This is a genomic window from Pseudomonas sp. TCU-HL1 (assembly GCF_001708505.1).
In the GTDB taxonomy this organism is placed as follows: Bacteria; Pseudomonadota; Gammaproteobacteria; order Pseudomonadales; family Pseudomonadaceae; genus Metapseudomonas.
On the sequence record NZ_CP015992.1, the window covers coordinates 1,173,881 to 1,199,967 of the forward strand.

The following is a 26,087-nucleotide window of genomic DNA, read 5'->3' on the forward strand; positions in this document are numbered from 1 at the left end:
AGCGCGACCCCGTGTCGCGCACGCCTATCCGTGTCATAGCCAATATTCTCGGGTGCCCGCACGGTGGGCTTGCTACTCTAGCGGCGCCCGAGCATTTGCCATTCATGAGGCCCGCTATGACTGCTCCTATCGCTATCCGCCGACTCAACGCTGCTGATCCGGATTTTGCGCGACACCTGGATCATCTGCTGAGCTGGGAAAGCGTGTCCGACGAAGCGGTCAACCAGCGAGTCCTCGACATCATCAAGGCCGTGCGCGAGCGCGGTGATGCCGCCGTGGTCGAATTCACCCAGCGATTCGACGGTGTACAGGCCACTGCCATGGCTGACCTGATCCTGCCGCGCGAGCGCCTGGAGTTGGCCCTGACGCGTATCACCGCCGAGCAGCGCAAGGCCCTGGAAACCGCCGCCGAGCGGGTGCGCAGCTACCACGAAAAGCAGAAGCAGGATTCCTGGACCTACACCGAGGCCGACGGCACCGTATTGGGCCAGCAGGTCACCCCACTGGATCGCGCCGGCCTCTACGTGCCGGGCGGCAAGGCGTCCTACCCGTCGTCCGTGCTGATGAACGCGATTCCCGCCAAGGTCGCCGGAGTCACCGAAGTGGTGATGGTAGTGCCGACGCCCCGTGGCGAGATCAACGAAATCGTCCTCGCCGCCGCTTGCGTGGCCGGGGTGGATCGCGTCTTCACCATCGGTGGCGCCCAGGCCGTGGCTGCGCTGGCCTATGGCACCGAGAGCGTGCCCCAGGTGGACAAGATCGTCGGCCCGGGCAACATCTACGTTGCCACCGCCAAGCGTCACGTCTTTGGCCAGGTGGGCATCGACATGATCGCCGGCCCGTCCGAGATCCTTGTGGTCTGCGATGGCGCTACCGATCCGGACTGGATCGCCATGGACCTGTTCTCCCAGGCCGAGCACGACGAGGATGCCCAGTCCATTCTGGTCAGCCCTGACGCCGATTTCCTCGACAAGGTGGCCGCCAGTATCGACAAGCTGCTGCCGACCATGGAGCGCGCCGAGATCATCCGCACCTCGCTGCAGAATCGTGGCGCGCTGATCCTGGTGGCCGACCAGGCCCAGGCTTGCCAGGTGGCCAACCGCATCGCTCCCGAGCACCTGGAGCTGTCTGTGGCCGATCCGCAGGCCTGGCTGCCGCAGATCCGCCACGCCGGCGCCATCTTCATGGGCCGCTATACCGCCGAGGCCCTGGGCGACTACTGCGCCGGCCCGAACCACGTGCTGCCGACTTCCGGCACCGCGCGCTTCTCGTCGCCGCTTGGCGTGTACGACTTCCAGAAGCGCTCTTCAATCATCTTCTGTTCGGCCGATGGCGCGTCCGAGTTGGGCAGGACGGCATCCGTACTGGCGCGTGGCGAGTCCCTGACCGCCCACGCACGCAGCGCCGAATTCCGGATCAAGGGAGAGTGAGCATGAGCAAGTTCTGGAGTCCCTTCGTCAAGGATCTGGTGCCCTACGTACCAGGCGAGCAGCCCAAGCTGGCCAAACTGGTCAAGCTGAACACCAATGAGAACCCCTATGGTCCGTCACCGAAGGCGATTGCGGCCATGCAGGCGGAGGTGGGTGAGAACCTGCGCCTCTACCCGGACCCGAACAGTGACCGTCTGAAGCACGCGGTCGCCGACTACTACGGCGTGCAGCCAAACCAGGTCTTTGTCGGCAACGGCTCGGACGAGGTGCTGGCCCACGCGTTCCATGGTTTGTTCCAGCACGGCGAACCGCTGCTGTTCCCGGACGTGACCTACAGCTTCTATCCGGTCTACTGCGGCCTTTACGGCATTCCCTTCGAGGCATTGCCGCTGGATGAGCAGTTCCAGATCCGCGTCGAGGACTACGCACGTCCCAACAGCGGCATCATCTTCCCCAACCCCAACGCACCCACCGGGTGCCTGCTGGCGCTGGAAGCCATCGAGCGTCTGCTCCAGGCCAACACCGATTCCGTGGTGGTGGTGGATGAGGCCTACATCGACTTCGGTGGGCAGACCGCGATCAGTCTGGTGGACCGTTACCCGAACCTGCTGGTGACCCAGACCCTGTCCAAGTCTCGCTCGTTGGCGGGCTTGCGGGTGGGCCTGGCTGTAGGCCATCCGGACCTGATCGAAGCGCTGGAGCGGATCAAGAACAGCTTCAACTCCTACCCGTTGGACCGCATGGCCATTGTCGGTGCGGCGGTTGCCTTCGAAGACAGAGCCTATTTTGACGAGACCTGCCGCAAGGTGATCGACAGCCGCGAGAGGCTGGTGGCTGAACTGGGCAAGCTGGGCTTCGAGGTACTGCCCTCGGCGGCCAACTTCGTCTTCGCCCGCCATCCGCAGAAGGATGCCGCTGGCATTGCCGCTGGCCTGCGTGAACAAGGCGTGATCGTGCGCCACTTCAAGCAGGAGCGCATTGCCCAGTTCCTGCGTATCACCATCGGCACGCCGGAGCAGAACCAGGCGCTGCTGGATGCGCTGAACAAGCTCTGAGCGTTCCTCGTTTGAGAAAAGCCGAGCGCGGGTCACCGCCTCGGCTTTTTTGTTGGGTGCCTATTCGTGGTGTGGGGTTCCGAGGAAGGTCAGCGAGCTGAACAGCCCCTGTTGCTTCACGTCGGGATCGTTCGGTCTATCGTAACCGCTCCATAAACCCCGTCTTCCTTTGACGGGGTATCGCGATCAGGATGTGCTAGTCGGCGGGCAGTTCCACGGCAGCAGGGCTTCGTAGTCTTCGACACTGTTGGCCGTTGGCAGGCGCTCCAGGACGTGGCGCAGCCAGGCATAGGGTTCTTGCCCGTTGGCTTTGGCCGTTTCGATCAGGCTGTAGAGCTGCGCGCTGGCCGTGGCGCCCTTGGGCGTGTCGCTGAACAGCCAGTTCTTGCGGCCGATCACGAAAGGACGGATGGCGTTCTCGGCACGGTTGTTGTCGATGGGCAGATGCCCGCCTTCGACATAGCGCACGAGCCGGCTCCAGTTGCTGGCCAGGTAGTTCACCGCCTTGCCCAGGGCATTCTGCGCGGCGACCTGTGGCTGGGTCTTGTCCAGCCAGGCCTTGAGCTGTTCCAGGAGGGGCCGGCTGCGCTGCTGTCGTGCGGCGTGACGTTCCAGGTTGCCGCTGTCCTTGTGATCGCGCTCGATGCCGTACAGCTGGTTGATCAGGTTCAAGGCCATGTCGGCGCGCCCGATCTTGCCCTTGGGCTGCACCGTCTGTGCCTCGATGAATTTGCGTCGAGCGTGAGCCCAGCAGGCCAGGCGCTCGATGCCGTCTTGCGCGGCCACGGCGTTGTAGCCGGCATAGTCGTCGGTCATCAGGTAGCCGCGATAGCCGGCGAGCAGGCGCAACGGCACCTCCTGCGCGCGGCTGGTGCTGTAGTCGAAGAGGACGACGGGTTTCTCCGGCGGGCCGCCGCTCTGTACCCACATCCAGGACTGCGCGGTGGGATCGCGCCCGGGTTCGTGCAGTACCTGCAGCCGGGTTTCGTCGCAGTGCAACACCGGGTAGCCCAGCAACTGGTCGCGCATGAGGTTGAGCAGGGGCTGCAACTGCTCGCCAGACTGGATCACCCAGCGCGCCAGGGTCTGGCGGGGGATGTCGAGGCCGTGGCGGCTGAGCATCCTCTCGAAGCGATACAGCGGGATGCCATCGGCGTACTTGGTGGTCAGCAGCATGGCCAGCACGCTAGGGCTGGCCACACTTTTCTCGATCAGTTGGGCCGGCTTGTCGGCCGTGACCGGAGCGCTTTCGCAGGCTTTGCAGGCGTAGGTTTTGCGGATATGGCGGATCACCCGTACCTGCATCGGGATGATCTCCAATTGCTCGCTGGTCTCCTCGCCGATCACCTGCTTGCAGGCGCCGCAGGCACAGGTCAACTCGTGCTCGGGCAGTTCATGGATGATTTCAACGCGCGGCAAGTCAGCCGGGAGGGGCTTGCGCTTGCCACGTCGTTTCACTGGGGCGACGACTTCTTCGGCTTCACCCGATCCGCCAGCAGGTTCTTCGAGCAACTCCTCAGCCTCGTTGAACATGGCCAACTGAGGGGAGTCGGCATCCTCGGGGCTACGCTCGGACTTTGGCGAGAACAGTTTGTGGCGCAGCAGAGCAACCTGTTCCTGCAATTGCAGAACCAAGGCCTTGAGCAGGACGGGATCGTCGGGAAGGGAGTCTGCGCCAGATTTCATGGCGCCGGATTATACCGACTCAGCTCACAAAACGCGGGGTCAGCACCTTGTGTGGCTGGTTCCCCCAGAGGTCGAATCCTGCCAGCAACTGATTCAGTTCCCGCACCGTCAACACGATGGGCTCTTCAGCATCAGGCTTGGTCTTGAAACGCTCGGCCTGCAGGCGCTTGAGCCACAGGCAAAAGCCATTGCGTTCCCAATAGAGGATCTTCACCCGGTTGCGTGTTTTGTTGAGGAAGACGAACAACACCGGGTCGAACACGGCCACCTTGATATCCAGCTCCACCAAGGCCGCCAGACCATCAATGGACTTCCGGAAGTCGACGGGTTTCGGATAGAGGTAGACGGCTTTGACCTTGGCGTCCGGACGCATCATGACGGGGCTCCACTGGGAAAACGGGAGCCCAGCATCCGCAAGCGGATCGTTCAGTTGAAGGTGGGGTTCATGGAGCGCTTACGGTCTATCCAGGGTGACCTGCGCGGCGATGATGTTCAGCCCGGCATTACGCACCATCACCTTGGCGCGGCCTTCGGCATCGGTCGTGGCGCTCACGGCATCAGGCTCTCCCCGGTAGTCACCGATCAGTTCGACGCCCGCCGCCGGCTTGCCATCCAGCAGGACCCTGACCGGCAGCGGCTTACCCGGTCCGATTTCCAGCGGGTCGGCTTCCGGCACTATTGCCAGGCGAATTCGCTTGAGTTCGGGCAGATGTGCGCCGGGTTGGTAGATGGCCAGGCTGTATTTCCAGGTGTGGATGGAGGCGATGGCCGCAGGTACTTGCTGCAGCCCCTGATTGATCCACTGCTTGTCGGCGGTCTGTGACCAGGGGCCGTTGTCCAGGGCGACCGCCAGGGTCGCCGGCGTTTTCAGTGGCTTGAGCCGGGCATGGTCGACGAGGCGTTCGACGGTCACCGGAATCATCCGGCCCAGGCCGTCGTAAGCCCAGGCGCCGCTGACCTTTTCGGCCCTGAAGGCGTCGTCCTCGGCGCCGTGGCCATAGATCACTTCGACGTTGCCGCGCCGTTGTTCGGTCCACAGACCGTGGGCCTGGACGTTGCTGGTGACGAGGGCGATGAGCAGGGGGGTGGCGAGCAAGCGCTTATTCAGTCGCATGAAGATTCCTTTCAGAGGTCGAGGGTGAGGTTGAGGCTGAGGTTGCGTGGCTCGCCCGGCATGACCCAGACGCTGTTGTAGGAGCGGTCGTAGTACTTGCGGTCGAAGAGGTTGTTCAGGTTCAAGCCGAGGGTGACGTGTTCGCTGGCTTTGTAGTGCGCGAGGAGGTCGAGGGTCGCGTAGCCGGGCAGCTCGAACTCGGTGCCCGCCTGGCCTGAGCGATCACCGACATGGTTGAGGGCCGCCCCAGCGTCCGAGCCGCGCAACCGTCCGTTCTGGAGTTCGTACACGGCCATCAGGCTTGCGCTATGTTCGGGTACGCCCAGCAGGCGACTGCCTTCGGGAAGCACGTTGTCCCGGGTGACCTCGGCGTTGATGTAGGCATAGGCGCCGATGACGCGTACGGCATCGCTCAGTTGGCCGCTGACTTGCAGGTCCAGGCCCTGGCTGCGGGCTTGTCCGGCGGCAATGTTCTGTCCGGGATTGTTCGGGTCGGCCGTGAGCACGTTTTCCTTGTCGATGTGGAAAACGGCGACGGTGGCACCCAGGCGGCCGTCCAGCAGGTCCAGTTTGACGCCCGCTTCCTTGCCCAGACCCTTCTCCGGTTCGAAGACCGTACCCTGGCTGCTGATGGTGTTGGGTTTGACCGAGCTGGCCGCGTTGGCGAAGAGCCCGACTTCCGGCGTCAGCTGATACAGCACGCCACTGCGCAGGGTCAGGTTGTCCTTGTCCTGGCGATTGTTCGCGTTGGTGGTACGGTTCAGCGCGATCTGTTCGAAATGCTCGAAGCGGGCTCCGATCACGCCTTTCCAGCCGCCCCCGAAATCGACCTGGTCCTGGAGGTTGAATGCGCGGCTTTCCACTTGCTCGAAGAAATCATTTGGGTTGACCAGGGCCGGCTTGGGCTTGCCGTACACCGGCTTGTAGATGCCCTGCCCGTAGGCCAGCGACGCGAGGCTCTGCGGGTAGCTCTGGCTATTGCGGTAGTTCTCGTATTCCAGCCCGATGAGCGGCTGATGCAGCCAGTTTCCCGTCTCGAAGAACCCGTGCAGTTCCAGTTGGGTGATGCTGTCATTCCATTCGAAGTCGCGCTGGCGATAAAAGCGACTGACCTGCGTGCCGATCAACCGTGAGCTCTCCGACGCGTCGCCGTGCAGGTGGCCCTGGGCATAGTGGTTGGCCAGGCGCAGCTTCCAGTTGTCATCGAGCTTATGCTCCAGGCTGGCCTGAAGCATCTGGTTGCGGTTGCGGATATCGCCGTCATTGGGCTCGCCGAGGAAGGTGGAGCGTTTGACCGAGCCCATCTCGCCGTTCACCGCCGGGATACCGCGATCGAACACCGAGTCGTGTTGGACGAATTCGGCCTCCAGCAGCAGGCGGGTATCGGGGTTCAGTTGCCAACTCAGCGAAGGGCTGACAAGCAGGCGCTGGTTGTCGACATGGTCACGGAAGCTGCCGTTGTCTTCTGTGGCCAGGTTGATGCGAGATAGCAGTTTGTCTTCGTCGTCGAGGGGAGCATTGACGTCCAGGCTGGCGCGATAGCGGTCCCAGCTTCCTGCGCTGGCCTTGAACTGGGAGAAGGTTTCGGTTTGCGGTTTCTTGGTCACGATGTTCACCGTGCCACCCGGATCGCCGCGACCATAGAGGCTGGCGGCGGGGCCCTTGAGTACTTCGATGCGCTCGATACCGGAGGCATCGGGCGAACTGTAGCTGCCGCGGTTGATGGCGAAGCCGTTCTTGTACAGCTCACCGGTGGTGAAGCCGCGAATGCTGTAGGAGAGGAAGGTCAGGCCACCAAAGTTGTTCTGCCGCGATACGCCACCGGCGAAGTCCAGGGCGCGATCGAGGCGAGTGATTTCCAGATCCTCCAGGGCCTGCGCCGGGACGACGCTGATGGCCTGGGGAATGTCGCGGATATCGGTATCGGTGCGAGTGGCGCTGGCCGAACGGGTAGCGCGATAACCCTGCACTGGGCCGTCGGCGATTTCCTGGCGGCGGCTGTCGATCTGGATGTCATCGAGCAACAAGGGGAGAGCGGTTTCGGCGGCTGCGGCTTCACCCATGAGGCTCAGCAGGCGCAAGATGACGGGAGGGCATCGGATGGTCTCGCTGCTTATGTAATAACATAGCATTTTGCGAGGTGAGAATTGTTCCTGTCCAGTATCGGAATCTGCTTGGACTCGATTGTGGAAAAGAAAACGGCGCCCGAAGGCGCCGTCATCGTCGATCAGCTACCGCCGTTGCTACTGGGCGGCGGGCGAACGCCGACCTCGGCGGTCAGTGCCAGCTCCTGGCCGTTGCGCATCACCTGGATGCTGACCTTTTCGCCTGGGCGGGCGCGGGCGACCTGGTTCATCGAGCGACGGCCATCGCCGGCCGGTTCTCCGTCGATGCTGAGAATGATGTCACCGGGCTGCAATGCGGCGCGCTGGGCCGGGCTGTCGCGATAGATGCCGGCGACCACGATGCCGGGGCGACCTACCAGGCCGAAGGATTCGGCCAACTCTGGCGTCAGCGGTTGTACTTCGATACCGAGCCAGCCACGAATGACCTGGCCGTGCTCGATGATCGCCTTCATCACTTCCAGCGCGAGCTTGACCGGGATCGCGAAGCCGATGCCCTGGGAGCCACCTGACTTGGAGAAGATCGCGGTGTTGATGCCGATTAGATTGCCGCTGGCATCCACCAGGGCACCACCAGAGTTGCCGGGGTTGATCGCGGCGTCGGTCTGGATGAAGTCTTCGTAAGTGTTCAGGCCCAACTGGTTGCGGCCGGTGGCACTGATGATGCCCATGGTCACGGTCTGGCCGACGCCGAACGGGTTGCCGATGGCGAGGGCGACGTCGCCGATGCGGATGTTGTCCGAGCGGCCGAGCGTGATCGGGGGCAGGTCCTTGAGGTCGATCTTCAGCACGGCCAGGTCGGTTTCCGGATCACTACCGACGAGGCGCGCCAAGGTCTCGCGGCCGTCCTTGAGGGCGACCACGATCTGGTCGGCACCGGCGGTCACGTGGTTGTTGGTCAGCAGATAGCCTTCGGGGCTCATGATCACCGCCGAGCCAAGGCTGGACTCCATGCGTCGCTGGCGCGGCAGGTTGTCTCCGAAGAAGCGGCGGAATTGCGGGTCTTCGAACAACGGATGAGCCGGCTTGCTCACCATCTTGGTCGTATAGAGGTTGGCCACCGCAGGCGATGCGCTGGTGACCGCGTCGGCGTAGGAGTCTGGGCCTTGGCGGGTGAAGTTGAACTTGGGCGCTTCCTGCAGGTGCACCTCCTGGCCGGGCAGGCCGACCCATTCAGGGTATTGCTGGATAATCAGCAGTGCCACGAGCACGCCGACAATCAGGGGCCAGCCGATAAATCGCAGGGCCTTGAGCATCGAGGGGGGAATCCTGAGGGTTGCGAGGGGCAGGGGTGCCCCTTAAGGTGGCGCCATTATACGAGGGCGCCCGTTAAAAACGAGTCGTCCGCAACAGCTTGTGAGGAACGCCATGGCCATTGCCCTGAACACTCTGGTGGACGAAGCCGACCGCTATCTGAATGCTGCGCGCATCCAGGATTACTGCCCCAATGGCCTGCAGGTCGAAGGGCGTCCCCAGGTCAGCCGGATCGTCACCGGCGTCACCGCCAGCCAGGCGCTCCTGGACGCTGCGATCGAGGTCGAGGCGGACGTGGTGCTGGTGCATCATGGTTACTTCTGGAAGGGCGAGAACCCCTGCGTCGTGGGCATGAAGCAAAAACGCCTGAAAACCTTGCTGGCCAACGACGTCAGCCTGCTGGCCTACCACTTGCCGCTGGACGTCCATCCTGACGTGGGCAACAACGTGCAGCTGGCGCGTCAGCTGGATATCATCGTCGAAGGCCCACTGGAGCCGGACAATCCGCGTACCGTGGGCCTGATCGGCGCGCTGGCCGAGCCCATGAGCGCCACCGATTTCGCTCGCCGCGTGCGTGAGGTCCTGGGGCGCGAGCCGCTGCTCGTCGAGGGCGACCGGATGATTAGCCGGATCGGCTGGTGTACCGGTGGTGGTCAGGGCTACATCGACACGGCCATCGCGGCGGGCGTCGACCTCTATCTGACGGGGGAGGCCTCGGAGCAGACCTTCCACAGTGCGAGGGAGAATGGCATCAGCTTCATCGCTGCCGGCCACCACGCGACAGAGCGCTATGGGGTGCAGGCACTGGGTGACTACCTGGCCCGCCGATTCGCGCTGGAGCACCTCTTCATCGACTGCCCGAACCCCGTGTGAGACGGGGCCGGGCGCATCTATCCGGTCGGCATATCGCTAGATTGTTTCGTTCTAAACAGGTCCCTCAATAGAATGAGGGGCTGTGTTAGAGTGCCGGCTCGTCCACGGCCCGCCGGCCGTCGTATCAGAAAGACCTTCGTGAGTAGCCATGCTCGATAAACTGACGCACCTGAAACAGCTGGAGGCGGAGAGCATCCACATCATTCGTGAAGTGGCCGCCGAATTCGACAACCCGGTGATGCTCTACTCCATCGGTAAAGACTCTGCCGTCATGCTGCATCTGGCGCGCAAGGCGTTCTTCCCCGGCAAGCTGCCGTTTCCGGTCATGCACGTCGACACTCGCTGGAAGTTCCAGGAGATGTACAGCTTCCGCGACAAGATGGTCGCCGAGATGGGCCTGGACCTGATCACCCACGTCAACCCGGAAGGCGTCGCCCAGGGCATCAACCCCTTCACCCATGGCAGTGCCAAGCACACTGACGTGATGAAGACCGAGGGCCTCAAGCAGGCGCTCGACAAGTACGGTTTCGATGCGGCCTTCGGCGGTGCTCGTCGTGACGAGGAGAAGTCCCGCGCCAAGGAGCGCGTCTACTCCTTCCGCGACAGCAAACACCGCTGGGACCCGAAGAACCAGCGTCCCGAGCTTTGGAACGTCTACAACGGCAAGGTGAAGAAGGGCGAGTCGATCCGTGTCTTCCCGCTGTCCAACTGGACCGAACTGGACATCTGGCAGTACATCTATCTGGAACAGATCCCGATCGTCCCGCTGTACTTCGCCGCCGAGCGCGAAGTCATCGAGAAGAACGGCACGCTGATCATGATCGACGACGAACGCATCCTTGAGCATCTCTCCGACGAAGAGAAAGCACGTATCGAGAAGCGCATGGTGCGTTTCCGCACCCTGGGCTGCTACCCGCTCACCGGTGCGGTGGAATCCACTGCCACGACGCTGCCGGAAATCATCCAGGAAATGCTCCTGACCCGCACTTCCGAACGCCAGGGGCGGGTCATCGACCACGATGCCGCCGGCTCGATGGAAGAGAAGAAACGTCAGGGCTATTTCTAAGGATTCCGTACCATGAGCCACCAATCCGATCTGATCAGCGAGGACATCCTCGCCTACCTGGCCCAGCACGAACGCAAGGAACTGCTGCGCTTCCTCACGTGCGGCAACGTCGACGACGGCAAGAGCACCCTGATCGGGCGCCTGCTGCACGACTCCAAGATGATCTATGAAGATCACCTGGAAGCCATTACCCGCGACTCCAAGAAAGTCGGCACCACCGGCGATGACGTCGATCTGGCGCTGCTGGTGGACGGCCTGCAGGCCGAGCGCGAGCAAGGCATCACCATCGACGTGGCGTACCGCTACTTCAGCACCGCCAAGCGCAAATTCATCATCGCCGACACCCCCGGCCATGAGCAGTACACCCGCAACATGGCCACCGGCGCGTCCACCTGCGACCTGGCCATCATCCTGGTCGACGCTCGTTACGGTGTTCAGACCCAGACCCGCCGGCACAGTTACATCGCCTCCTTGCTGGGTATCAAACACATCGTCGTCGCCATCAACAAGATGGACCTGAAAGACTTCGACCAAGGCGTGTTCGAGAGCATCAAGGCCGACTACCTGCAGTTTGCCGAACGCATCAAGCTCAACCCCACCTCGATCCACTTCGTGCCGATGTCGGCCCTGAAGGGCGACAACGTGGTGAACAAGAGCGAGCGCTCGCCCTGGTACACCGGTCAGTCGCTCATGGAAATCCTTGAAACCGTGGAAATCGCCGGCGACCGCAATGTCTCCGATATGCGCTTCCCGGTGCAGTACGTGAACCGTCCTAACCTGAACTTCCGCGGCTTCGCCGGCACCCTTGCCAGCGGCATCGTGCGCAAGGGTGACGATGTGGTGGCCCTGCCGTCCGGCAAGGGCAGTCGGGTCAAGTCCATCGTCACCTACGAAGGCGAACTGGAGCAGGCCGGTCCCGGTCAGGCCATTACCCTGACCCTGGAAGACGAGATCGACGTGTCTCGCGGCGACATGCTGGTGCATGCCGACAACCGTCCCGTTGTGACCGACAGCTTCGACGCCATGCTGGTGTGGATGGCCGAGGAACCCATGCTTCCGGGCAAGAAGTACGACATCAAGCGCGCGACCAGCTATGTGCCGGGCTCCATCCCGAGCATTGCGCACAAGGTGGACGTGAACACTCTTGAGGAGACTGCGGCCAGCAGCCTGCAGCTGAACGAGATTGCCAAGGTCAAGATCAGCCTGGATGCGCCCGTTGCCCTCGACGGCTACGAGCAGAACCGCACCACCGGTGCCTTCATCGTCATCGACCGTTTGACCAATGGCACCGTTGGTGCCGGCATGATCATCGCCGACCCGCAAGCCGGCCGAAACGTCGATGGCCATCATGGCAAGCAGGCTCACGTATCCCGCGAGGAGCGTTCCGCGCGCTTCGGCCAGCAGCCGGCGACCGTGCTGTTCAGCGGCCTTTCCGGCGCCGGCAAGAGCACCCTGGCCTATGCCGTGGAGCGCAAGCTGTTCGACATGGGGCGTGCCGTCTATGTGCTGGATGGCCAGAACCTGCGTCACGACCTGAACAAGGGGCTGCCGCAGGATCGTGTCGGGCGCACCGAGAACTGGCGCCGCGCGGCTCACGTCGCGCGTCAGTTCAACGAAGCCGGCCTGCTGACCCTGGCCGCGTTCGTGGCTCCAGATGCCGAAGGTCGCGAGCAGGCCAGGGCGCTGATCGGTGCCGACCGCCTGATCACCGTCTACGTTCAGGCATCACCCCAGGCATGCCGCGAGCGTGACCCGCAGGGCCTGTACGCTGCCGGTCAGGACAACATCCCCGGTGAGTCCTTCCCGTATGACATCCCGCTGGATGCGGACCTGGTGATCGATACCCAGTCCATCGATGTGGAAGAGGGTGTGAAGCGGGTGCTGGAGCTGCTGCGTTCTCGCGGCGCGATCTAAGCAACTGCCCAAACAAAGAGCCCCGCATTCGCGGGGCTTTTTGTTGGTTTCCAGCAAGGCCGGCAGCTTGCCCGGCCAGCCATGGTGGTTTCAGTATTTGCCTTTCAGGCCAAAGGTTTCGTCCAGGGTACCCGGAGCATCCGGAGACTTGGGCGCGTAATCCTTGGGTGCTTCGTTGCTCTTCGGCGGGGTCAGGCGCTCGCGCGGGCTGGCGGCTTCGTCAGCGTGCAGGGCAGCCAGCAGGCGCTGGCGGGTCAGTTCGTCCAGGGCCAGGCGATTGGCACCTTCAGAGAGGTGCTCCTGCACTTCCTGGTAGCTCTGGGTGAGCTTCTTCACCAGGCTGGCGGTAGTGTTGAAGTGGGTGACCACCTCGCTCTGGTAGGTATCGAATCGTTCCTGCAGATCATCCAGCTGACGCTGCGTCCGGTTCGGGGCCGCGTTGGGCACGATCCGGGCGATCAGGAAACCGATACCGATACCGGCGAGCAGGGCGAAGGCTGGTAACAACCAGACGGTGAGCGACTGTTCCACGAGTCCTTCCTCTATAAGCGGCTTTGCTTTACGTTAACGGCTCGAATCCGCGCTGTATACCGCGACGCAAGCCCTGTTGTGCTAATCCAAGACGAGTCGACCCGGCATGGGGTCACGGAGTTTCCCTAGTTGATCCGCGAAAACCCTCTTCTGCTCGACGGTCCCTGCGGCCAGCTCGAGGCGCTGCACCTTGATCTGCCTGAGGCCAGGGGCCTGGCGCTGATCTGCCATCCCAATCCGGTGCAAGGCGGCACCATGCTCAACAAAGTGGTTTCCACCCTGCAACGTACGGCCCGAGACGCGGGTTACAGCACGCTGCGCTTCAATTACCGGGGCGTCGGCGCCAGTGCCGGCAGCCATGACATGGGCACTGGCGAAGTGGATGACGCCGAAGCCGCGGCCCGCTGGTTCTGCGCTCAACACCCGGAGCTGCCGCTGACCCTGCTCGGTTTTTCCTTTGGCGGCTTCGTAGCTGCCAGCCTGGCTGGCCGACTGGAGCGCGAGGGCGTCGACGTGCCTCGCCTGTTCATGGTGGCGCCGGCAGTGATGCGCATGACTGCCGACAACCCGCTGCCCGAGGGCGGTGAGCTGACCGTGATCCAGCCCGACACCGATGAAGTCGTGCCGCCCCAGGCGGTGTATGACTGGTCCGCGGGCCTCGCACGCCCCCATGAGCTGCTGAAAGTGGCAGAATGCGGGCACTTCTTCCACGGCAAGCTGACCGATCTCAAGGACCTGGTCCTGCCGCGTCTCTGATTCCGAACGAACTCTGACAAGCGAACACCATGAGCACTCGTATCCTTACCGGCATTACCACCACCGGCACGCCGCACCTTGGCAACTACGCAGGCGCCATTCGCCCGGCCATCGTTGCCAGCCGCGCCAGCGACGTCGACTCTTTCTACTTCCTGGCCGACTACCACGCGCTGATCAAGTGCGACGACCCGGTTCGCATCCAGCGTTCGCGCCTGGAGATTGCCGCCACCTGGCTGGCCTGCGGTCTGGATGCCGACAAGGCGACCTTCTACCGCCAGTCCGACATTCCCGAAATTCCCGAGCTGACCTGGCTGCTGACCTGTGTCAGTGCCAAGGGGCTGCTGAACCGCGCCCACGCCTACAAGGCCTCGGTGGACAAGAACCTGGAAAATGGTGAAGACCCGGACGCCGGCGTCACCATGGGCCTGTACAGCTACCCCGTGCTGATGGCTGCAGACATCCTGATGTTCAACGCCCACAAGGTGCCGGTAGGGCGCGACCAGATCCAGCATGTGGAGATGGCGCGCGATATTGGCCAGCGTTTCAACCACCTGTTCGGCGCCGGTCGCGAGTATTTCACCCTGCCTGAAGCGGTGATCGAGGAAGAAGTGGCGACCCTGCCCGGCCTCGATGGCCGCAAGATGTCCAAGAGCTACGACAACACCATTCCTCTGTTCGGCAGTGCCAGGCAACTGAAGGACGCGATCGCACGCATCGTCACCGATTCGCGTGCGCCCGGTGAGCCGAAGGACCCGGACAACTCCCACCTCTTCACGCTTTATCAGGCCTTCGCGACTCCGGCGCAGCTCGCCGAGTTCCGTGCCGAGCTGCTGGCCGGCCTGGCCTGGGGGGAGGCCAAGCAGCGTCTGTTCCAGTTGCTCGACAACGAGCTGGGCGAGGCCCGCGAGCGTTATCACGCCCTGATCGAGCGTCCGTCCGACCTGGAAGACATTCTCCTTGCTGGCGCCGCCAAGGCCCGCAAGATCGCGACCCCCTTCCTCAATGAGTTGCGTGAGGCGGTGGGCCTGCGTTCCTTCCGCGCGGCCGCGCAGACGGGTGGCGAGGCCAAGGCGAAGAAGGCAGCCAAGAGCGCTCGTTTCGTCAGCTTCCGTGACGAAGACGGCAGCTTCCGCTTCCGCCTGCTGGATGCCGAGGGCGAGCAATTGCTGCTGTCCCGCTCCTTTGCTGACGGCAAGTCTGCGGGCCAGGTCAGCAAGCGCCTGCAGTCCGGGGATGAGCTGGATCTGCGTGTCGAAGGTGAAGCCTTTGGCCTCTGGCTCGACGACGAACAGGTGGCGACCAGCCCGGCCTTTGCCGATGATGCTTCCCGCGACGCGGCCATCCAGCGCCTTTACACAGCCCTCGCACCCCAGGAATAACGTTCATTCCAGCGACCGGCATTGCTGGCTGATTGCCAATCCACGGGGCAGGTCATAGGGTCAGTTGCCGTTTCGCGCGCTTGCGTCGGAACGGCAACTGACCCTAAAGTACCCGCCCCGTTTTTCGTTGCCTTGCTACCGATCATGACTCCCCTCGAGCGCTACCAGGCCGATCTCAAGCGGCCGGATTTTTTCCACGATGCCGCGCAGGAAACTGCTGTTCGCCACTTGCAGCGACTGTATGACGACCTGATCGCCGACGACCGCAGCAAACCCGGTTTGCTGGGCAGCCTGTTTGGCAAGAAGCGTCAGGGTCCGGTGAAGGGCCTTTACTTCTGGGGTGGCGTAGGTCGCGGCAAGACCTACCTGGTGGATACCTTCTACGACGCACTGCCGTTCAAGCAGAAGATGCGTACCCACTTCCACCGCTTCATGAAGCGCGTCCATGAGGAGATGAAGACCCTCAAGGGCGAGAAGAACCCGTTGACCATCATCGGCAAGCGTTTCGCCGACGAGGCGCGGGTGATCTGCTTCGACGAATTCTTCGTCTCCGACATCACTGACGCCATGATCCTGGCCACGCTGCTGGAAGAGCTGTTCAAGAACGGCGTGAGCCTTGTGGCGACCTCCAACATCGTTCCGGATGGCCTCTACAAGGACGGTCTGCAACGTGCCCGCTTCCTGCCGGCCATCGCGCTGCTCAAGGAGCACACGGACATCGTCAACGTCGACAGCGGCGTGGATTACCGCCTGCGTGCACTTGAGCAGGCCGAGCTGTTCCACTTCCCGCTGGACGCCGAGGCCGAGGCCAGCCTGAGCCGCAGCTTCAAGAGCTTGCTGCCGGACTGCACCATGGCGCAGGAAAATGAAGCGCTGATGATCGAAAACCGCGAGATCCGCGCGGTGCGTGTCTGCGAAGACGTTGCCTGGTTCGAGTTCCGCGAACTCTGCGACGGCCCGCGTAGCCAGAATGATTACATCGAACTGGGCAAGATCTTCCACGCAGTGATCCTCGCCAATGTCGAGCAGATGGGCGTGGCCAAGGACGACATGGCGCGGCGCTTCATCAACCTGGTGGATGAGTTCTACGACCGCAACGTGAAGCTGATCATTTCCGCCGAGGTGGAGTTGAAGGATCTGTACTCCGGTGGCCGCCTGAACTTCGAGTTCCAGCGCACGCTGAGCCGTCTGTTGGAGATGCAGTCCCACGAGTTCCTCTCGCGGCCGCACAAGCCCTGAGTTTTGCACGACAAAAAAGGCTGCCCGAGGGCAGCCTTTTTCGTTTCCATGTGGGCGCTTAGTTCTGCGCGACCTTGTGTTCCTGCTGCTTCAACAGCTTCTGCGCATGGGCTATTTCCAGTGCCTCCATGGCATTGATCGGTTTGATCGCCACGGCTTTCCTCAGGTGCTCCAGCGCCTTGGCTTCCTCGTCCTCGCCGTACACGTATTCCAGGGCGTTGGCATATTCGTAGTGGCCAATGGGCAGGTCGCTGGTGGCCTTGAAGGAGCGCGCGAAGTACTGCTCCATCTTGTCCGGGCTGACCCCATAGGTCATCTTGCCCACCAGCTTGCCGACCTTGCGGATCACGCCGGCTTCGTAGCCACCGTAGAGGGCAAGGGCGAAGGGCTGCTGCGGCTGTTTGGCGAGCAGGGCGTCCAGCTCCTCGGGGATCTGGCTGGTGTAGCCGCGCTTGAGCACCACTGGTACCGGTAGCTCCTCGCCCAGGCGGGCCTTGGCGTAAGCACGGCCGAACTGGGCGACCACGTCGGCCTTGACCAGTTCGCCGGCCTCGTCGGTGTAGCGGATCACTTCTTCGAGCAGGCGGTGTTTCTCGGCCTGGTCCGGTACCAGGAACATGGCGTAGACCACCTGGGCGAACATTGCCGGCACCTGGCCGCCGACACCCAGTTCCAGGCCCTGTTTCCTGGCTTCGGCAAAGTCTCCACGGAACATTAGCCGCCAGACATCCTGCAGCCTGGCGGCATAGGCTTCGGCTTCTTCAGGCTTGCCGGTGAAGCCAGTGTTGCCGGTCACGGTCAGTTCGAGGGCCTTGGGGTACCGGGTGGCCATGGTCACCACCCAGTCGGCGTCAGGATAGGGGTAGTTCGCTCCGAAACCACGCGTCAGGCGCGGCCACGCTTCGCGTAGCTTGTCGCCGGAGTAGTCGTAGGCGGCCTTGTCGTAAGGGAAGGGCTTCCAGTTGTCGTCCGCGGCAGCGGTGAGGCTGCAGGCGACCAGAAGGGCAAGCAGGTAGTGGCGCATGGCAGTGGACCTTTTCTTGTTGTTGTCCTTCCGCGCGGGGGATGGCGCGGGCTCGGGGCGTCCCGTTCGGGCATGCGCCGATCATAGGTCGCCATAGCCGCCGGCCAACCCATCCTTGGGATGGCGCCGCAACTAACGTGAAAACGTCGCGAGCGAAGGCCAGGCAAGGCGGAAACAGCCGAAGAGGCGCAGTTTACGAGCTGTAAATGAGCACTCTGAGGCTGTTTCCAACACAGCATGGCCGAGCGCAGCAGTTCTCACTCGCCTTTCTGCTGGTACTGGCGCCGGTACTGGTTCGGTGAGAGCTGGGTGTGCTGTCGAAACAGTCGGGCGAAGAAACTGGCGTCGTCGTAGCCCACTTCGTAACTGATGGTCTTGATGCTCTTGCGGGTGGCGGAGAGCAGCCCTTTGGCCGTTTCAATGCGTAACCGCTGCAGGTAGTGCAGGGGCTTGTCGCCGGTGGCGGCCTGGAAGCGCCGCATGAAGTTGCGGATGCTCATGCCGTGGTCGCGGGCCACGTCTTCGAAGCGGAATTTGTCGGCGAAGTGTTCTTCCAGCCATTGCTGGATCTGCAGGATGGTCATGTCCTGATGGAGCTTCTGCCCGCCGAAGCCTATGCGACCGGGCGTGTAGCTGCGTTGCACCTCATAGAGGATGTCGCGGGCCACCGCCTGGGCGATGCCTGCACCGCAGAAGCGCTCGATCAGGTAGATGTAGAGGTCGCAGGCCGAGGTTACGCCGCCCGCGCAATAGAGGTTGTCGGCGTCCGAAAGGTGTTTGTCCTGGTTCAGCAGCACGTTGGGGAAGCGCTCGGCGAATTCGCGGAAGAAGCGCCAGTAGGTGGTTGCTTCCTTGCCGTCCAGCAGGCCTGCCTGGGCAATCCAGAACACTCCGGTGGCCTCGCCGCAGATGACGCTGCCTGCGGCGTGGCGTACCCGTAGCCATTCGCAGACCTGTGGATAACGGGCGAGCAGGGCATCGAAGTCGCCCCAGAAGGCGGGGATGATGATGATTTCCGCAGCGTCCAGCGGACCGTCGACAGGGACGCGTACTTCGCTGAAGCTGCCGACTGGCCGTCCGTCCGGGCTGACCAGGTGTGTTTCGAATGCGGGGGTGAGGCCCTGGCCCTGCAGCTTGCCGAAGCGCAGGCTGGCCATATGGAAAAAGTCCTTGGCTTGCATCAAGGTGGAGGCGAAGACACCGTCGATGGCCAGGATGCTGACCTGTCGAAGGCTGGGGGAGTGCGGATTGCTCATGGAGTTGTTCTTATTAGGGGAAAGCGGTCATTCTGCGGCTGGATCGTCTTATTTTTTGTCCTAAGTGTCTAGTATGGCGAGGTGGTGGACTGGCCTAGAGTCGGTGGCCTCTGAACCCTGCCCGAACACAGTGCCACTCCAAGGTGATGCCATGATTCCGAGAACCCTGTTCAGCTCCGATCACGAACTCTTCCGCGACAGCGTACGCAAGTTCCTCGAGCAGGAAGCCGTGCCTTACCACCACCAATGGGAGAAGGACGGCCACATCGACCGCGCCCTGTGGAACAAGGCGGGTGAGGCCGGGATGCTGTGTTCGCACGTTCCGGAAGAATATGGCGGCATGGGGGCTGACTTCCTGTACAGCGCGGTGGTGATCGAAGAAATCGGCCGTCTGGGCCTGACTGGCATCGGTTTCTCCCTGCATTCCGACATCGTCGCGCCCTACATCCTTCATTACGGTTCCGAAGCGCAGAAGCAGAAGTACCTGCCCAAACTGGTCAGCGGTGAACTGGTGACCGCCATTGCCATGACCGAGCCCGGCGCCGGCTCTGACCTGCAGGGCGTGAAGACCACCGCTGTACTGGATGGCGACGACTACGTCATCAACGGTTCCAAGACCTTCATCACCAACGGTTTCCTGGCGGATCTGGTGATTGTGGTGGCGAAAACCGACCCGAAGGCCGGCGCCAAAGGCACTAGCCTGTTCCTGGTCGAAGCGAGCACACCGGGCTTCGCCAAGGGCAAGCGCCTGGAGAAAGTGGGCATGAAGGCCCAGGACACCTCCGAGCTGTTCTTCCAGGATGTGCGTGTGCCCAAGGCGAACCTGTTGGGGCAGGCGGGAATGGGCTTCGCCTATCTGATGCAGGAGCTGCCTCAGGAACGCCTGACGGTGGGTATCGGCGCCCTGGCTTCGGCCGAGGCGGCGCTGAGCTGGACGCTGGACTACACCCGTGAACGCAAGGCGTTCGGGAAGTCCGTGGCCGAGTTCCAGAACACGCGCTTCAAGCTGGCCGAGATGGCCACGGAGATCCAGATCGGTCGCGTATTCGTCGATCGGTGCCTGGAGCTGCACCTCAATGGCAAGCTCGATGTGCCGACCGCGGCGATGCTCAAGTACTGGGGCACGGATCTGCAGTGCAAGGTGCTGGACGAATGCGTCCAGCTGCACGGCGGTTACGGATTCATGTGGGAATACGCGGTTGCGCGGGCCTGGGCGGATGCCCGGGTGCAGCGAATCTACGCAGGGACCAACGAGATCATGAAGGAAATCATTGCCCGCTCGCTGGTTTGATATCGCGATGAATGCAGGAAGCCCGGCAAGTCAGGTCGTGTGAAAACGCCCTGATGTGAGGCCAAAGCAACGCCCCGACTGGTTCGGGGCGTTGCCGTTTCAGGGGTAAAGGAAAGCGCAACGCGGGCTCAGTCCATCAACTCGATCAACCGACCAGCACCGAGTACCTGAATGGCTCGTTTCAGGTTATAGGCTTGCACTGCCAAGGCCATTTCCGTGCTGGCACCGTGCAACTGGCGCAGCAGGAAGCGGCCATTGCCCAGGATCCACTGCTTCAGGTTGCCGAAGGGGTGTTCGACGATGGCTCGGCGCCTGACCATCATCTCCGGCCGCACCTGCATCCGCTGCTGCATGCGCGCCAAAGCCGCTTCATGAGCATGGCGGGTAAGGTACCGGCGCTTGGCTTTCGTGCACTGCGGCTGCAACGGGCAGGCGCTGCAATCGGTTCGGGCCGCGTAAATGCGCTGCGTACCGCTCACCTGCTTGAGCGGCAGCCACTGGCCCGCCGGGCACTGGTACCGGTCGCTTGCCGCGTCGCAGGTAAAGGCCTCGCGGTCAAACAGCGGCGTGTCGCCGCCCTGGTTGTTGACGCCCCGATTCGGCGGCACAAACGCAGTGATGCCCGCGTCGTCACGCGCCTGGAAGGCCGCGCCATTGTCCTTGTGAAAATCGGCGATGGCCTTGAAGTCCGGCGCCAACCGGCCCAACAGCCACATGACCTCGACATTGCGCTGGCACTCGGCCTCCAGCCGCCGCGAGGAGCGAATGCGCTGAAAGTAGCCGTACAGGTAGAGCTTGAGCAGGTCCGCCGGGTCGTAGGGCGGACGACCGGTCTTCTGCGGTTGCGCCTTGCTGAAGCCCAAGGCCTGCAAATCCAATCGGGCCACATAGGCCTCGATCACCCGCACCAGATGGTCCTCGGGAACCAGTTCGTCCAGCGTCGGTGGAAACAGGCTGCTCTGCTGGCGCCCCTCGCCCTGGATGTAGCCCATAAACGACAATGCCCGTATCGATCAATACGGGCATTGTCTTCATCTCGACAGCGGACTGCTAGGTTTTCACACAGTCTGAAGTGCCGGGCTTCCGCGCTTTCAAGGTGCCGGGTTCGGCTGGTCCTTGTGGATGGCGGCGATCGCGTCCAGCACGCCCTCCGAGAGTTTCAGCTCCGTGCTGCGCAGATTCGATTCGAGCTGCTCCATCGACGTGGCGCCGATGATGTTGCTGGTCACGAAGGGTTGCGCGGTGACGAACGCCAGCGCCATTTGTGCCGGATCCAGGCCGTGCTCGCGGGCCAGTTGCACATAGCGCGAGCAGGCCGAGCGGGATTGCGGATTGGTGTAGCGGGTGAAGCGGCTGAACAGGGTGATCCGCGCATGGGCCGGGTGTGCGCCATTCTCGTACTTGCCGGAAAGCATGCCAAAGGCCATCGGCGAGTAGGCCAGCAGACCGCATTGCTCGCGCATTGCCACTTCTGCCAGGCCCACCTCAAAGCTGCGGTTGAGCAGGTTGTAGGGGTTCTGGATGGAGACGGCGCGCGGCAGGCCGAGCTGATCGGCGAGCTGGAGGAATTTCATGGTGCCCCAGGGCGTTTCGTTGGACAGGCCGATGTGGCGGATCTTGCCCCCCTTGACCTGCTCGCCGAGCACTTCGAGGGTTTCCTGAAGCGGCGTGAAATCTTCTTCCTTGTGCTGATAACCGAGCTGGCCGAAGAAATTGGTGCTGCGCTCGGGCCAGTGCAGTTGGTAGAGGTCGATCCAGTCGGTCTGAAGGCGTTTGAGGCTGGCATCCAGCGCGGTGGTGATGTGCTGGCGATTGTGTTTGAGGTTGCCGCCGCGGATATGGCTGATGCCATTCCCCGGGCCGGCCACCTTACTCGCCAGGACCCAGTCGGCACGGTCGCGATGCTTGGCGAACCAGTTGCCTATGATGGTTTCGGTGGCGCTGTAGGTTTCCGCGCGGGGCGGTACCGGGTACATCTCCGCCGTGTCCATGAAATTGATGCCGTAGCCTTTGGCGCGTTCGATCTGGGCGAAGGCTTCCGACTCGGTGTTCTGCTCGCCCCAGGTCATGGTGCCCAGGCAAAGGCTGCTGACTTTGAGGTCGGTGCGGCCAAGTTGGCGGTATTCCATCGCTGCCTCCTGCGTTTTTGTAAAGGATGCATGAAATCAGGTTGAATTTTTTCCTGCAATCGGCATAATTCCGCGGCTTTCTTTGTGGGGATGCCTAGCCTGCAGAGAAGGAAGGCGGGGATGCCTAGCCTGCCGAACAACCCTTGCCGTAGCGGACGCGCTGACCCGAGCCCCCGATAGCGTCTGTTTCCGGCTGTCTCTGACCTTGTCAGGGCGAGCACTATTCAGTAAGATCCGCCGTCTAATTTTCAGGGCGGCCCCTGAGGCTATAGCGAATGAAGACTTTTACTGCAAAACCGGAAACTGTTAAGCGCGACTGGTACGTCGTCGACGCTGCAGGTCAGACCCTGGGTCGTCTGGCCACCGAAATTGCCAGCCGTCTGCGTGGCAAGCACAAGCCGGAATACACTCCGCACGTTGATACCGGTGACTACATCGTCGTCATCAATGCCGAGCAGGTTCGTGTGACCGGTGCCAAGACCACCGACAAGATGTACTACTCTCACTCCGGCTTCCCGGGTGGCATCAAGGAGATCAACTTCGAGAAGCTGATCGCCAAGGCCCCTGAGCGCGTGATCGAGACCGCGGTTAAAGGCATGCTGCCGAAAAACCCGCTGGGCCGCGACATGTATCGCAAGCTGAAGGTGTACAAGGGTGCTGTTCACCCGCACACCGCTCAGCAGCCCCAAGAACTGAAGATTTAACGGGATAAGTTGATTATGTCGGCTACTCAAAACTACGGCACCGGCCGTCGTAAGACTGCTACCGCTCGCGTCTTCCTGCGCCCGGGCACTGGCAAGATCTCCATCAACAACCGCAGCCTGGATACTTTCTTCGGCCGCGAAACCGCTCGCATGGTCGTGCGTCAGCCGCTGGAGCTGACCGAGACTGTCGAGAAGTTCGATATCTACGTCACCGTCGTTGGCGGTGGTGTAAGCGGTCAGGCGGGCGCGATCCGCCACGGCATCACCCGCGCTCTGATCGAATACGACGAGACTCTGCGCAGCTCGCTGCGTAAGGCCGGCTACGTGACTCGCGATGCTCGCGAAGTTGAACGTAAGAAGGTCGGTCTGCGTAAAGCGCGTAAGCGTCCGCAGTACTCCAAGCGTTAACTCAACGCTTGCAAAAAACGCCCAGTTTCTTCGGAGCTGGGCGTTTTTTTATGCGCAGAAAGATATGCCCTGCGACAGCTTGTCGCAGTCGCGAATCCCCCGCCAATCAAGGCTTGTGGCCTATTTGTATCCGGCTATTACCTTGTCAGGAAAGGGGGTTTTCTTTACCATTTGGCGAATTTTTTGCGCGGCTCGATTTTTTACTTAGTAGAGGCCTGAACAACAGGCCACAGAAGCTGATGGGAGACGACTGAATGAGCAATGACGGCGTGAATGCAGGCCGGCGTCGCTTCCTCGTAGCGGCCACGTCCGTGGTCGGTGCGGCGGGAGCGGTGGGGGCTGCGGTCCCGTTCGTGGGGTCATGGCTGCCCAGTGCCAAGGCCAAGGCCGCGGGTGCACCGGTCAAGGTGAATATAAGCAAGGTCGAGGCAGGCCAGCAGATCATCGCCGAATGGCGCGGTCAGCCGGTGTTCATCGTGCGTCGTACCGAGGAGATCCTCGCCGGCCTCGGCAAGATCAGCGATCGCATGGCAGACCCGGAGTCCAAGGTTTCGGTACAGCCGACCTACGTCGATCCGGTCAGTCGCTCGATCAAGCCGGAAATCCTGGTACTGGTCGGCATCTGCACCCACCTGGGCTGCTCGCCGTCCTTCCGTCCGGAAGTTGCCCCGGCTGACCTGGGCGCCGAGTGGACCGGTGGTTACTTCTGCCCCTGCCACGGCTCCCGTTACGACCTCGCCGGTCGTGTCTACAAGGCGCAACCCGCGCCTCTGAACCTGCCGGTGCCGCCGTATTCGTACGAGTCGGATGACGTCATCGTCGTCGGTGTGGACCAGGAGAAGGCCTGATGAGCAAATTCATGGAATGGGTCGATGCGCGCTTCCCTGCGACCAAGATGTGGGAAGACCATCTGAGCAAGTACTACGCCCCGAAGAACTTCAACTTCTTCTACTTCTTCGGTTCGCTGGCACTGCTGGTACTGGTCAATCAGATCCTCACCGGTATCTGGCTGACCATGAGCTTCACTCCGTCTGCCGAAGAAGCCTTCGCGTCCGTTGAGTACATCATGCGCGACGTGGAGTACGGCTGGATCATCCGCTACCTGCACTCCACGGGTGCTTCGGCGTTCTTCGTCGTGGTCTATCTGCACATGTTCCGCGGCCTGCTTTACGGCTCCTACCAGAAGCCGCGCGAGCTGGTGTGGATCTTCGGCATGCTGATCTACCTCGCCCTGATGGCCGAGGCCTTCATGGGCTACCTGCTGCCCTGGGGCCAGATGTCCTACTGGGGTGCCCAGGTGATCATCTCGCTGTTCGGCGCGATTCCGGTGGTCGGCGAAGACCTGACCCAGTGGATCCGCGGTGACTACCTGATCTCCGGTATCACCCTGAACCGCTTCTTCGCCCTGCACGTGATCGCCCTGCCGATCGTCCTGCTTGGCCTGGTCGTGCTACACATCCTGGCGCTGCACGAGGTGGGTTCAAACAACCCGGACGGCGTGGACATCAAGAAGAAGAAGGACGAGAACGGCATTCCGCTGGATGGCATTGCCTTCCACCCCTACTACTCCGTGAAAGACATCGTCGGCGTAGTCGTGTTCCTCTTCGTGTTCTGCTTCGTAGTGTTCTTCTTCCCGGAAATGGGTGGGTACTTCCTCGAGAAGCCGAACTTTGAACAGGCCAACCCGTTCAAGACCCCTGAACACATCGCACCGGTTTGGTACTTCACTCCGTTCTACGCGATTCTCCGCGCAGTACCGGACAAGCTCCTCGGCGTAATCGCCATGGGTGCTGCCATTGCCGTGCTGTTCGTGCTGCCGTGGCTGGACCGTAGCCCGGTGAAGTCCATGCGCTACAAGGGCTGGCTGAGCAAGATCTGGCTGCTGGTGTTCTGCATCTCCTTCATCATCCTGGGCGTGCTGGGCGTTCTGGCTCCGACTCCGGGTCGTACGCTGCTGTCCCAGGTCTGCACCACCCTGTACTTCGCGTACTTCATCCTGATGCCGTTCTACACAAGGATGGAAAAAACCAAACCGGTACCGGAAAGGGTGACAGGCTGATGAAAAAGCTATTTGCTGCATTTGTTATCGCTGCACTGCCGGCTCTTTCCTTCGCGGCTGGCGGTAGTGGAGTACATCTGGACAAGGTCGACATCGACCTGACCGACAAGGCTGCCATGCAGGATGGCGCGCGTACCTTCGCGAACTACTGCATGGGCTGCCACAGCGCCAAGTTCCAGCGCTACGAGCGCGTAGGCAAGGACCTGGGCATTCCTGAAGAGCTGATGCTGGAAAACCTGGTCCTCACTGGCGCCAAGATCGGCGATCACATGAAGATCGGCATGCAGCCCAGCGACGCCAAGGTGTGGTTCGGTGCTGCTCCGCCGGACCTGACCCTTGTCGCTCGTGTGCGTGGCACCGACTGGCTGTACAGCTACCTGCGTGCGTTCTATGAAGATCCTGCGCGTCCGTGGGGCGTGAACAACAAGGTCTTCCCGAACGTCGGTATGCCGAACGTCCTGGTCAGCCTGCAGGGCCGTCAGGTTATTGGCTGCAAGCAGGTTCAAGTGGTGGAGGGCGGCAAGAAGCAGTTCGACCCGCTGACCGGCGCTCCGCTGACCCACGAGGCTTGCGATCAGCTGACCGTGCTGCCGAAGACTGGCAAACTGACCGAAGCTGAGTTCGACGAGAAGGTCCAGAACCTGGTGACCTTCCTCGCCTACTCGGCTAACCCGGTCAAGTTGGAAAGCCAGCGCATCGGGACCTACGTCCTGCTGTATCTGGCCTTCTTCTTCGTGTTCGCCTACTTGCTCAAGCGCGAGTACTGGAAGGACGTGCACTGATAGACTGCAGCACC

24 protein-coding genes are annotated in these 26,087 nt (G+C 62.1%); 14 read left to right on the forward strand and 10 right to left on the reverse strand.

Annotated features, from left to right (window positions below; all coding sequences use genetic code 11):
• The first annotated feature begins 116 nt into the window (after positions 1 to 116).
• Together hisD and hisC are read left to right on the forward strand one after the other, a co-directional pair.
• Positions 117 to 1,430, forward strand: coding sequence for a histidinol dehydrogenase (gene hisD / locus THL1_RS05435; protein ID WP_069082306.1), 1,314 nt, complete (start codon positions 117 to 119; stop codon positions 1,428 to 1,430).
• A 2-nt stretch (positions 1,431 to 1,432) separates the two neighbouring features.
• Positions 1,433 to 2,485, forward strand: coding sequence for a histidinol-phosphate transaminase (gene hisC / locus THL1_RS05440; protein WP_069082307.1), 1,053 nt, complete (start codon positions 1,433 to 1,435; stop codon positions 2,483 to 2,485).
• 186 nt (positions 2,486 to 2,671) lie between these two features.
• On the opposite strand, the gene tnpC is transcribed toward hisC, so the two are convergent.
• The 5 genes from tnpC to algW all read right to left on the reverse strand — a co-directional run bounded on the left by tnpC (position 2,672) and on the right by algW (position 8,664).
• Positions 2,672 to 4,171, reverse strand: coding sequence for an IS66 family transposase (gene tnpC, locus THL1_RS05445; RefSeq protein WP_083245827.1), 1,500 nt, complete (start codon positions 4,169 to 4,171; stop codon positions 2,672 to 2,674).
• Positions 4,172 to 4,190: 19 nt separating this feature from the next.
• On the reverse strand, positions 4,191 to 4,547 hold the full coding sequence (gene tnpB, locus THL1_RS05450) for an IS66 family insertion sequence element accessory protein TnpB (protein ID WP_003449170.1): 357 nt from the start codon (positions 4,545 to 4,547) through the stop codon (positions 4,191 to 4,193).
• Between the two features lie 78 nt (positions 4,548 to 4,625).
• Positions 4,626 to 5,285 carry a DUF4198 domain-containing protein gene (locus THL1_RS05455; protein ID WP_083245828.1) on the reverse strand — a complete coding sequence of 220 codons (660 nt, stop codon included), beginning with the start codon at positions 5,283 to 5,285 and terminating at the stop codon, positions 4,626 to 4,628.
• An 11-nt stretch (positions 5,286 to 5,296) separates the two neighbouring features.
• Positions 5,297 to 7,348, reverse strand: coding sequence for a TonB-dependent siderophore receptor (locus THL1_RS05460; protein WP_069086419.1), 2,052 nt, complete (start codon positions 7,346 to 7,348; stop codon positions 5,297 to 5,299).
• Positions 7,349 to 7,512: 164 nt separating this feature from the next.
• Positions 7,513 to 8,664 (reverse strand): Do family serine endopeptidase AlgW, encoded by a 1,152-nt coding sequence (algW, locus tag THL1_RS05465; RefSeq protein WP_069082308.1) that lies wholly within the window; start codon positions 8,662 to 8,664, stop codon positions 7,513 to 7,515.
• 112 nt (positions 8,665 to 8,776) lie between these two features.
• Between algW and THL1_RS05470 the strand changes: the two genes are divergently transcribed.
• From THL1_RS05470 to cysN, 3 genes are all read left to right on the forward strand, one after another.
• The gene (locus tag THL1_RS05470; protein WP_069082309.1) at positions 8,777 to 9,535 is read left to right on the forward strand and encodes a Nif3-like dinuclear metal center hexameric protein; all 759 of its coding nucleotides are present in this window, start codon (positions 8,777 to 8,779) and stop codon (positions 9,533 to 9,535) included.
• A 148-nt stretch (positions 9,536 to 9,683) separates the two neighbouring features.
• The gene (gene cysD / locus THL1_RS05475; RefSeq protein ID WP_069082310.1) at positions 9,684 to 10,601 is read left to right on the forward strand and encodes a sulfate adenylyltransferase subunit CysD; all 918 of its coding nucleotides are present in this window, start codon (positions 9,684 to 9,686) and stop codon (positions 10,599 to 10,601) included.
• Between the two features lie 12 nt (positions 10,602 to 10,613).
• Entirely contained in the window at positions 10,614 to 12,515 is a 1,902-nt protein-coding gene (gene cysN / locus THL1_RS05480) for a sulfate adenylyltransferase subunit CysN (protein ID WP_069082311.1), read from the forward strand.
• A 90-nt stretch (positions 12,516 to 12,605) separates the two neighbouring features.
• Here the strand turns inward: cysN and THL1_RS05485 are convergent, their stop codons facing one another.
• Entirely contained in the window at positions 12,606 to 13,046 is a 441-nt protein-coding gene (locus THL1_RS05485) for a YhcB family protein (RefSeq protein ID WP_069082312.1), read from the reverse strand.
• Positions 13,047 to 13,178: 132 nt separating this feature from the next.
• Here THL1_RS05485 and THL1_RS05490 point away from each other — a divergent pair, with 132 nt between their 5' ends.
• The 3 genes from THL1_RS05490 (at position 13,179) to zapE (ending at position 16,420) form a co-directional block, all read left to right on the forward strand.
• Positions 13,179 to 13,802, forward strand: a complete 624-nt coding sequence (locus tag THL1_RS05490) for an alpha/beta hydrolase (protein WP_069086420.1) — start codon at positions 13,179 to 13,181, stop codon at positions 13,800 to 13,802.
• Positions 13,803 to 13,831: 29 nt separating this feature from the next.
• The gene (locus tag THL1_RS05495; RefSeq protein ID WP_069082313.1) at positions 13,832 to 15,181 is read left to right on the forward strand and encodes a tryptophan--tRNA ligase; all 1,350 of its coding nucleotides are present in this window, start codon (positions 13,832 to 13,834) and stop codon (positions 15,179 to 15,181) included.
• A 144-nt stretch (positions 15,182 to 15,325) separates the two neighbouring features.
• Positions 15,326 to 16,420 (forward strand): cell division protein ZapE, encoded by a 1,095-nt coding sequence (gene zapE / locus THL1_RS05500; RefSeq protein WP_069082314.1) that lies wholly within the window; start codon positions 15,326 to 15,328, stop codon positions 16,418 to 16,420.
• A 58-nt stretch (positions 16,421 to 16,478) separates the two neighbouring features.
• Here the strand turns inward: zapE and THL1_RS05505 are convergent, their stop codons facing one another.
• Together THL1_RS05505 and THL1_RS05510 are read right to left on the reverse strand one after the other, a co-directional pair.
• Positions 16,479 to 17,444: a hypothetical protein gene (locus THL1_RS05505; protein ID WP_069082315.1), complete on the reverse strand. Its 966-nt coding sequence runs from the start codon at positions 17,442 to 17,444 to the stop codon at positions 16,479 to 16,481.
• Between the two features lie 257 nt (positions 17,445 to 17,701).
• Entirely contained in the window at positions 17,702 to 18,601 is a 900-nt protein-coding gene (locus THL1_RS05510; RefSeq protein ID WP_162493745.1) for a GlxA family transcriptional regulator, read from the reverse strand.
• A gap of 250 nt (positions 18,602 to 18,851) precedes the next feature.
• On the opposite strand from THL1_RS05510, the gene THL1_RS05515 reads away from it, so the two are divergent.
• On the forward strand, positions 18,852 to 19,991 hold the full coding sequence (locus THL1_RS05515) for an acyl-CoA dehydrogenase family protein (protein WP_069082317.1): 1,140 nt from the start codon (positions 18,852 to 18,854) through the stop codon (positions 19,989 to 19,991).
• A gap of 128 nt (positions 19,992 to 20,119) precedes the next feature.
• Here the strand turns inward: THL1_RS05515 and THL1_RS05520 are convergent, their stop codons facing one another.
• Together THL1_RS05520 and THL1_RS05525 are read right to left on the reverse strand one after the other, a co-directional pair.
• Complete coding sequence (locus THL1_RS05520) at positions 20,120 to 20,983, reverse strand: transposase (protein WP_069082318.1); 864 nt, start codon at positions 20,981 to 20,983, stop codon at positions 20,120 to 20,122.
• Between the two features lie 99 nt (positions 20,984 to 21,082).
• Positions 21,083 to 22,120, reverse strand: a complete 1,038-nt coding sequence (locus THL1_RS05525) for an NADP(H)-dependent aldo-keto reductase (RefSeq protein ID WP_069082319.1) — start codon at positions 22,118 to 22,120, stop codon at positions 21,083 to 21,085.
• A gap of 275 nt (positions 22,121 to 22,395) precedes the next feature.
• Between THL1_RS05525 and rplM the strand changes: the two genes are divergently transcribed.
• The 5 genes from rplM (at position 22,396) to THL1_RS05550 (ending at position 26,073) form a co-directional block, all read left to right on the forward strand.
• Positions 22,396 to 22,824, forward strand: coding sequence for a 50S ribosomal protein L13 (rplM, locus tag THL1_RS05530; RefSeq protein ID WP_016490991.1), 429 nt, complete (start codon positions 22,396 to 22,398; stop codon positions 22,822 to 22,824).
• A gap of 15 nt (positions 22,825 to 22,839) precedes the next feature.
• The gene (rpsI, locus tag THL1_RS05535; protein ID WP_069082320.1) at positions 22,840 to 23,232 is read left to right on the forward strand and encodes a 30S ribosomal protein S9; all 393 of its coding nucleotides are present in this window, start codon (positions 22,840 to 22,842) and stop codon (positions 23,230 to 23,232) included.
• Positions 23,233 to 23,486: 254 nt separating this feature from the next.
• Positions 23,487 to 24,080: a ubiquinol-cytochrome c reductase iron-sulfur subunit gene (gene petA, locus THL1_RS05540; RefSeq protein ID WP_069082321.1), complete on the forward strand. Its 594-nt coding sequence runs from the start codon at positions 23,487 to 23,489 to the stop codon at positions 24,078 to 24,080.
• Positions 24,080 to 25,291: a cytochrome b gene (locus tag THL1_RS05545; protein WP_069082322.1), complete on the forward strand. Its 1,212-nt coding sequence runs from the start codon at positions 24,080 to 24,082 to the stop codon at positions 25,289 to 25,291. The genes petA and THL1_RS05545 overlap by 1 nt, the downstream gene beginning before the upstream one ends.
• On the forward strand, positions 25,291 to 26,073 hold the full coding sequence (locus tag THL1_RS05550) for a cytochrome c1 (protein WP_069082323.1): 783 nt from the start codon (positions 25,291 to 25,293) through the stop codon (positions 26,071 to 26,073). Before THL1_RS05545 ends, THL1_RS05550 begins: the two co-directional genes overlap by 1 nt.
• Positions 26,074 to 26,087 lie beyond the last annotated feature (14 nt).

What these genes read in the sequence shown, in the direction of transcription:
- hisD (WP_069082306.1), top strand. Translation starts at nt 117, where the DNA reads ATGACTGCTCCTATCGCTATCCGCCGACTCAACGCTGCTGATCCGGAT.
- hisC (WP_069082307.1), top strand. Translation starts at nt 1,433, where the DNA reads ATGAGCAAGTTCTGGAGTCCCTTCGTCAAGGATCTGGTGCCCTACGTA.
- tnpC (WP_083245827.1), bottom strand. Translation starts at nt 4,171, where the DNA reads ATGAAATCTGGCGCAGACTCCCTTCCCGACGATCCCGTCCTGCTCAAG.
- tnpB (WP_003449170.1), bottom strand. Translation starts at nt 4,547, where the DNA reads ATGATGCGTCCGGACGCCAAGGTCAAAGCCGTCTACCTCTATCCGAAA.
- THL1_RS05455 (WP_083245828.1), bottom strand. Translation starts at nt 5,285, where the DNA reads ATGCGACTGAATAAGCGCTTGCTCGCCACCCCCCTGCTCATCGCCCTC.
- THL1_RS05460 (WP_069086419.1), bottom strand. Translation starts at nt 7,348, where the DNA reads ATGGGTGAAGCCGCAGCCGCCGAAACCGCTCTCCCCTTGTTGCTCGAT.
- algW (WP_069082308.1), bottom strand. Translation starts at nt 8,664, where the DNA reads ATGCTCAAGGCCCTGCGATTTATCGGCTGGCCCCTGATTGTCGGCGTG.
- THL1_RS05470 (WP_069082309.1), top strand. Translation starts at nt 8,777, where the DNA reads ATGGCCATTGCCCTGAACACTCTGGTGGACGAAGCCGACCGCTATCTG.
- cysD (WP_069082310.1), top strand. Translation starts at nt 9,684, where the DNA reads ATGCTCGATAAACTGACGCACCTGAAACAGCTGGAGGCGGAGAGCATC.
- cysN (WP_069082311.1), top strand. Translation starts at nt 10,614, where the DNA reads ATGAGCCACCAATCCGATCTGATCAGCGAGGACATCCTCGCCTACCTG.
- THL1_RS05495 (WP_069082313.1), top strand. Translation starts at nt 13,832, where the DNA reads ATGAGCACTCGTATCCTTACCGGCATTACCACCACCGGCACGCCGCAC.
- zapE (WP_069082314.1), top strand. Translation starts at nt 15,326, where the DNA reads ATGACTCCCCTCGAGCGCTACCAGGCCGATCTCAAGCGGCCGGATTTT.
- THL1_RS05505 (WP_069082315.1), bottom strand. Translation starts at nt 17,444, where the DNA reads ATGCGCCACTACCTGCTTGCCCTTCTGGTCGCCTGCAGCCTCACCGCT.
- THL1_RS05510 (WP_162493745.1), bottom strand. Translation starts at nt 18,601, where the DNA reads ATGGCCAGCCTGCGCTTCGGCAAGCTGCAGGGCCAGGGCCTCACCCCC.
- THL1_RS05515 (WP_069082317.1), top strand. Translation starts at nt 18,852, where the DNA reads ATGATTCCGAGAACCCTGTTCAGCTCCGATCACGAACTCTTCCGCGAC.
- THL1_RS05520 (WP_069082318.1), bottom strand. Translation starts at nt 20,983, where the DNA reads ATGGGCTACATCCAGGGCGAGGGGCGCCAGCAGAGCAGCCTGTTTCCA.
- THL1_RS05525 (WP_069082319.1), bottom strand. Translation starts at nt 22,120, where the DNA reads ATGGAATACCGCCAACTTGGCCGCACCGACCTCAAAGTCAGCAGCCTT.
- rplM (WP_016490991.1), top strand. Translation starts at nt 22,396, where the DNA reads ATGAAGACTTTTACTGCAAAACCGGAAACTGTTAAGCGCGACTGGTAC.
- rpsI (WP_069082320.1), top strand. Translation starts at nt 22,840, where the DNA reads ATGTCGGCTACTCAAAACTACGGCACCGGCCGTCGTAAGACTGCTACC.
- petA (WP_069082321.1), top strand. Translation starts at nt 23,487, where the DNA reads ATGAGCAATGACGGCGTGAATGCAGGCCGGCGTCGCTTCCTCGTAGCG.
- THL1_RS05545 (WP_069082322.1), top strand. Translation starts at nt 24,080, where the DNA reads ATGAGCAAATTCATGGAATGGGTCGATGCGCGCTTCCCTGCGACCAAG.
- THL1_RS05550 (WP_069082323.1), top strand. Translation starts at nt 25,291, where the DNA reads ATGAAAAAGCTATTTGCTGCATTTGTTATCGCTGCACTGCCGGCTCTT.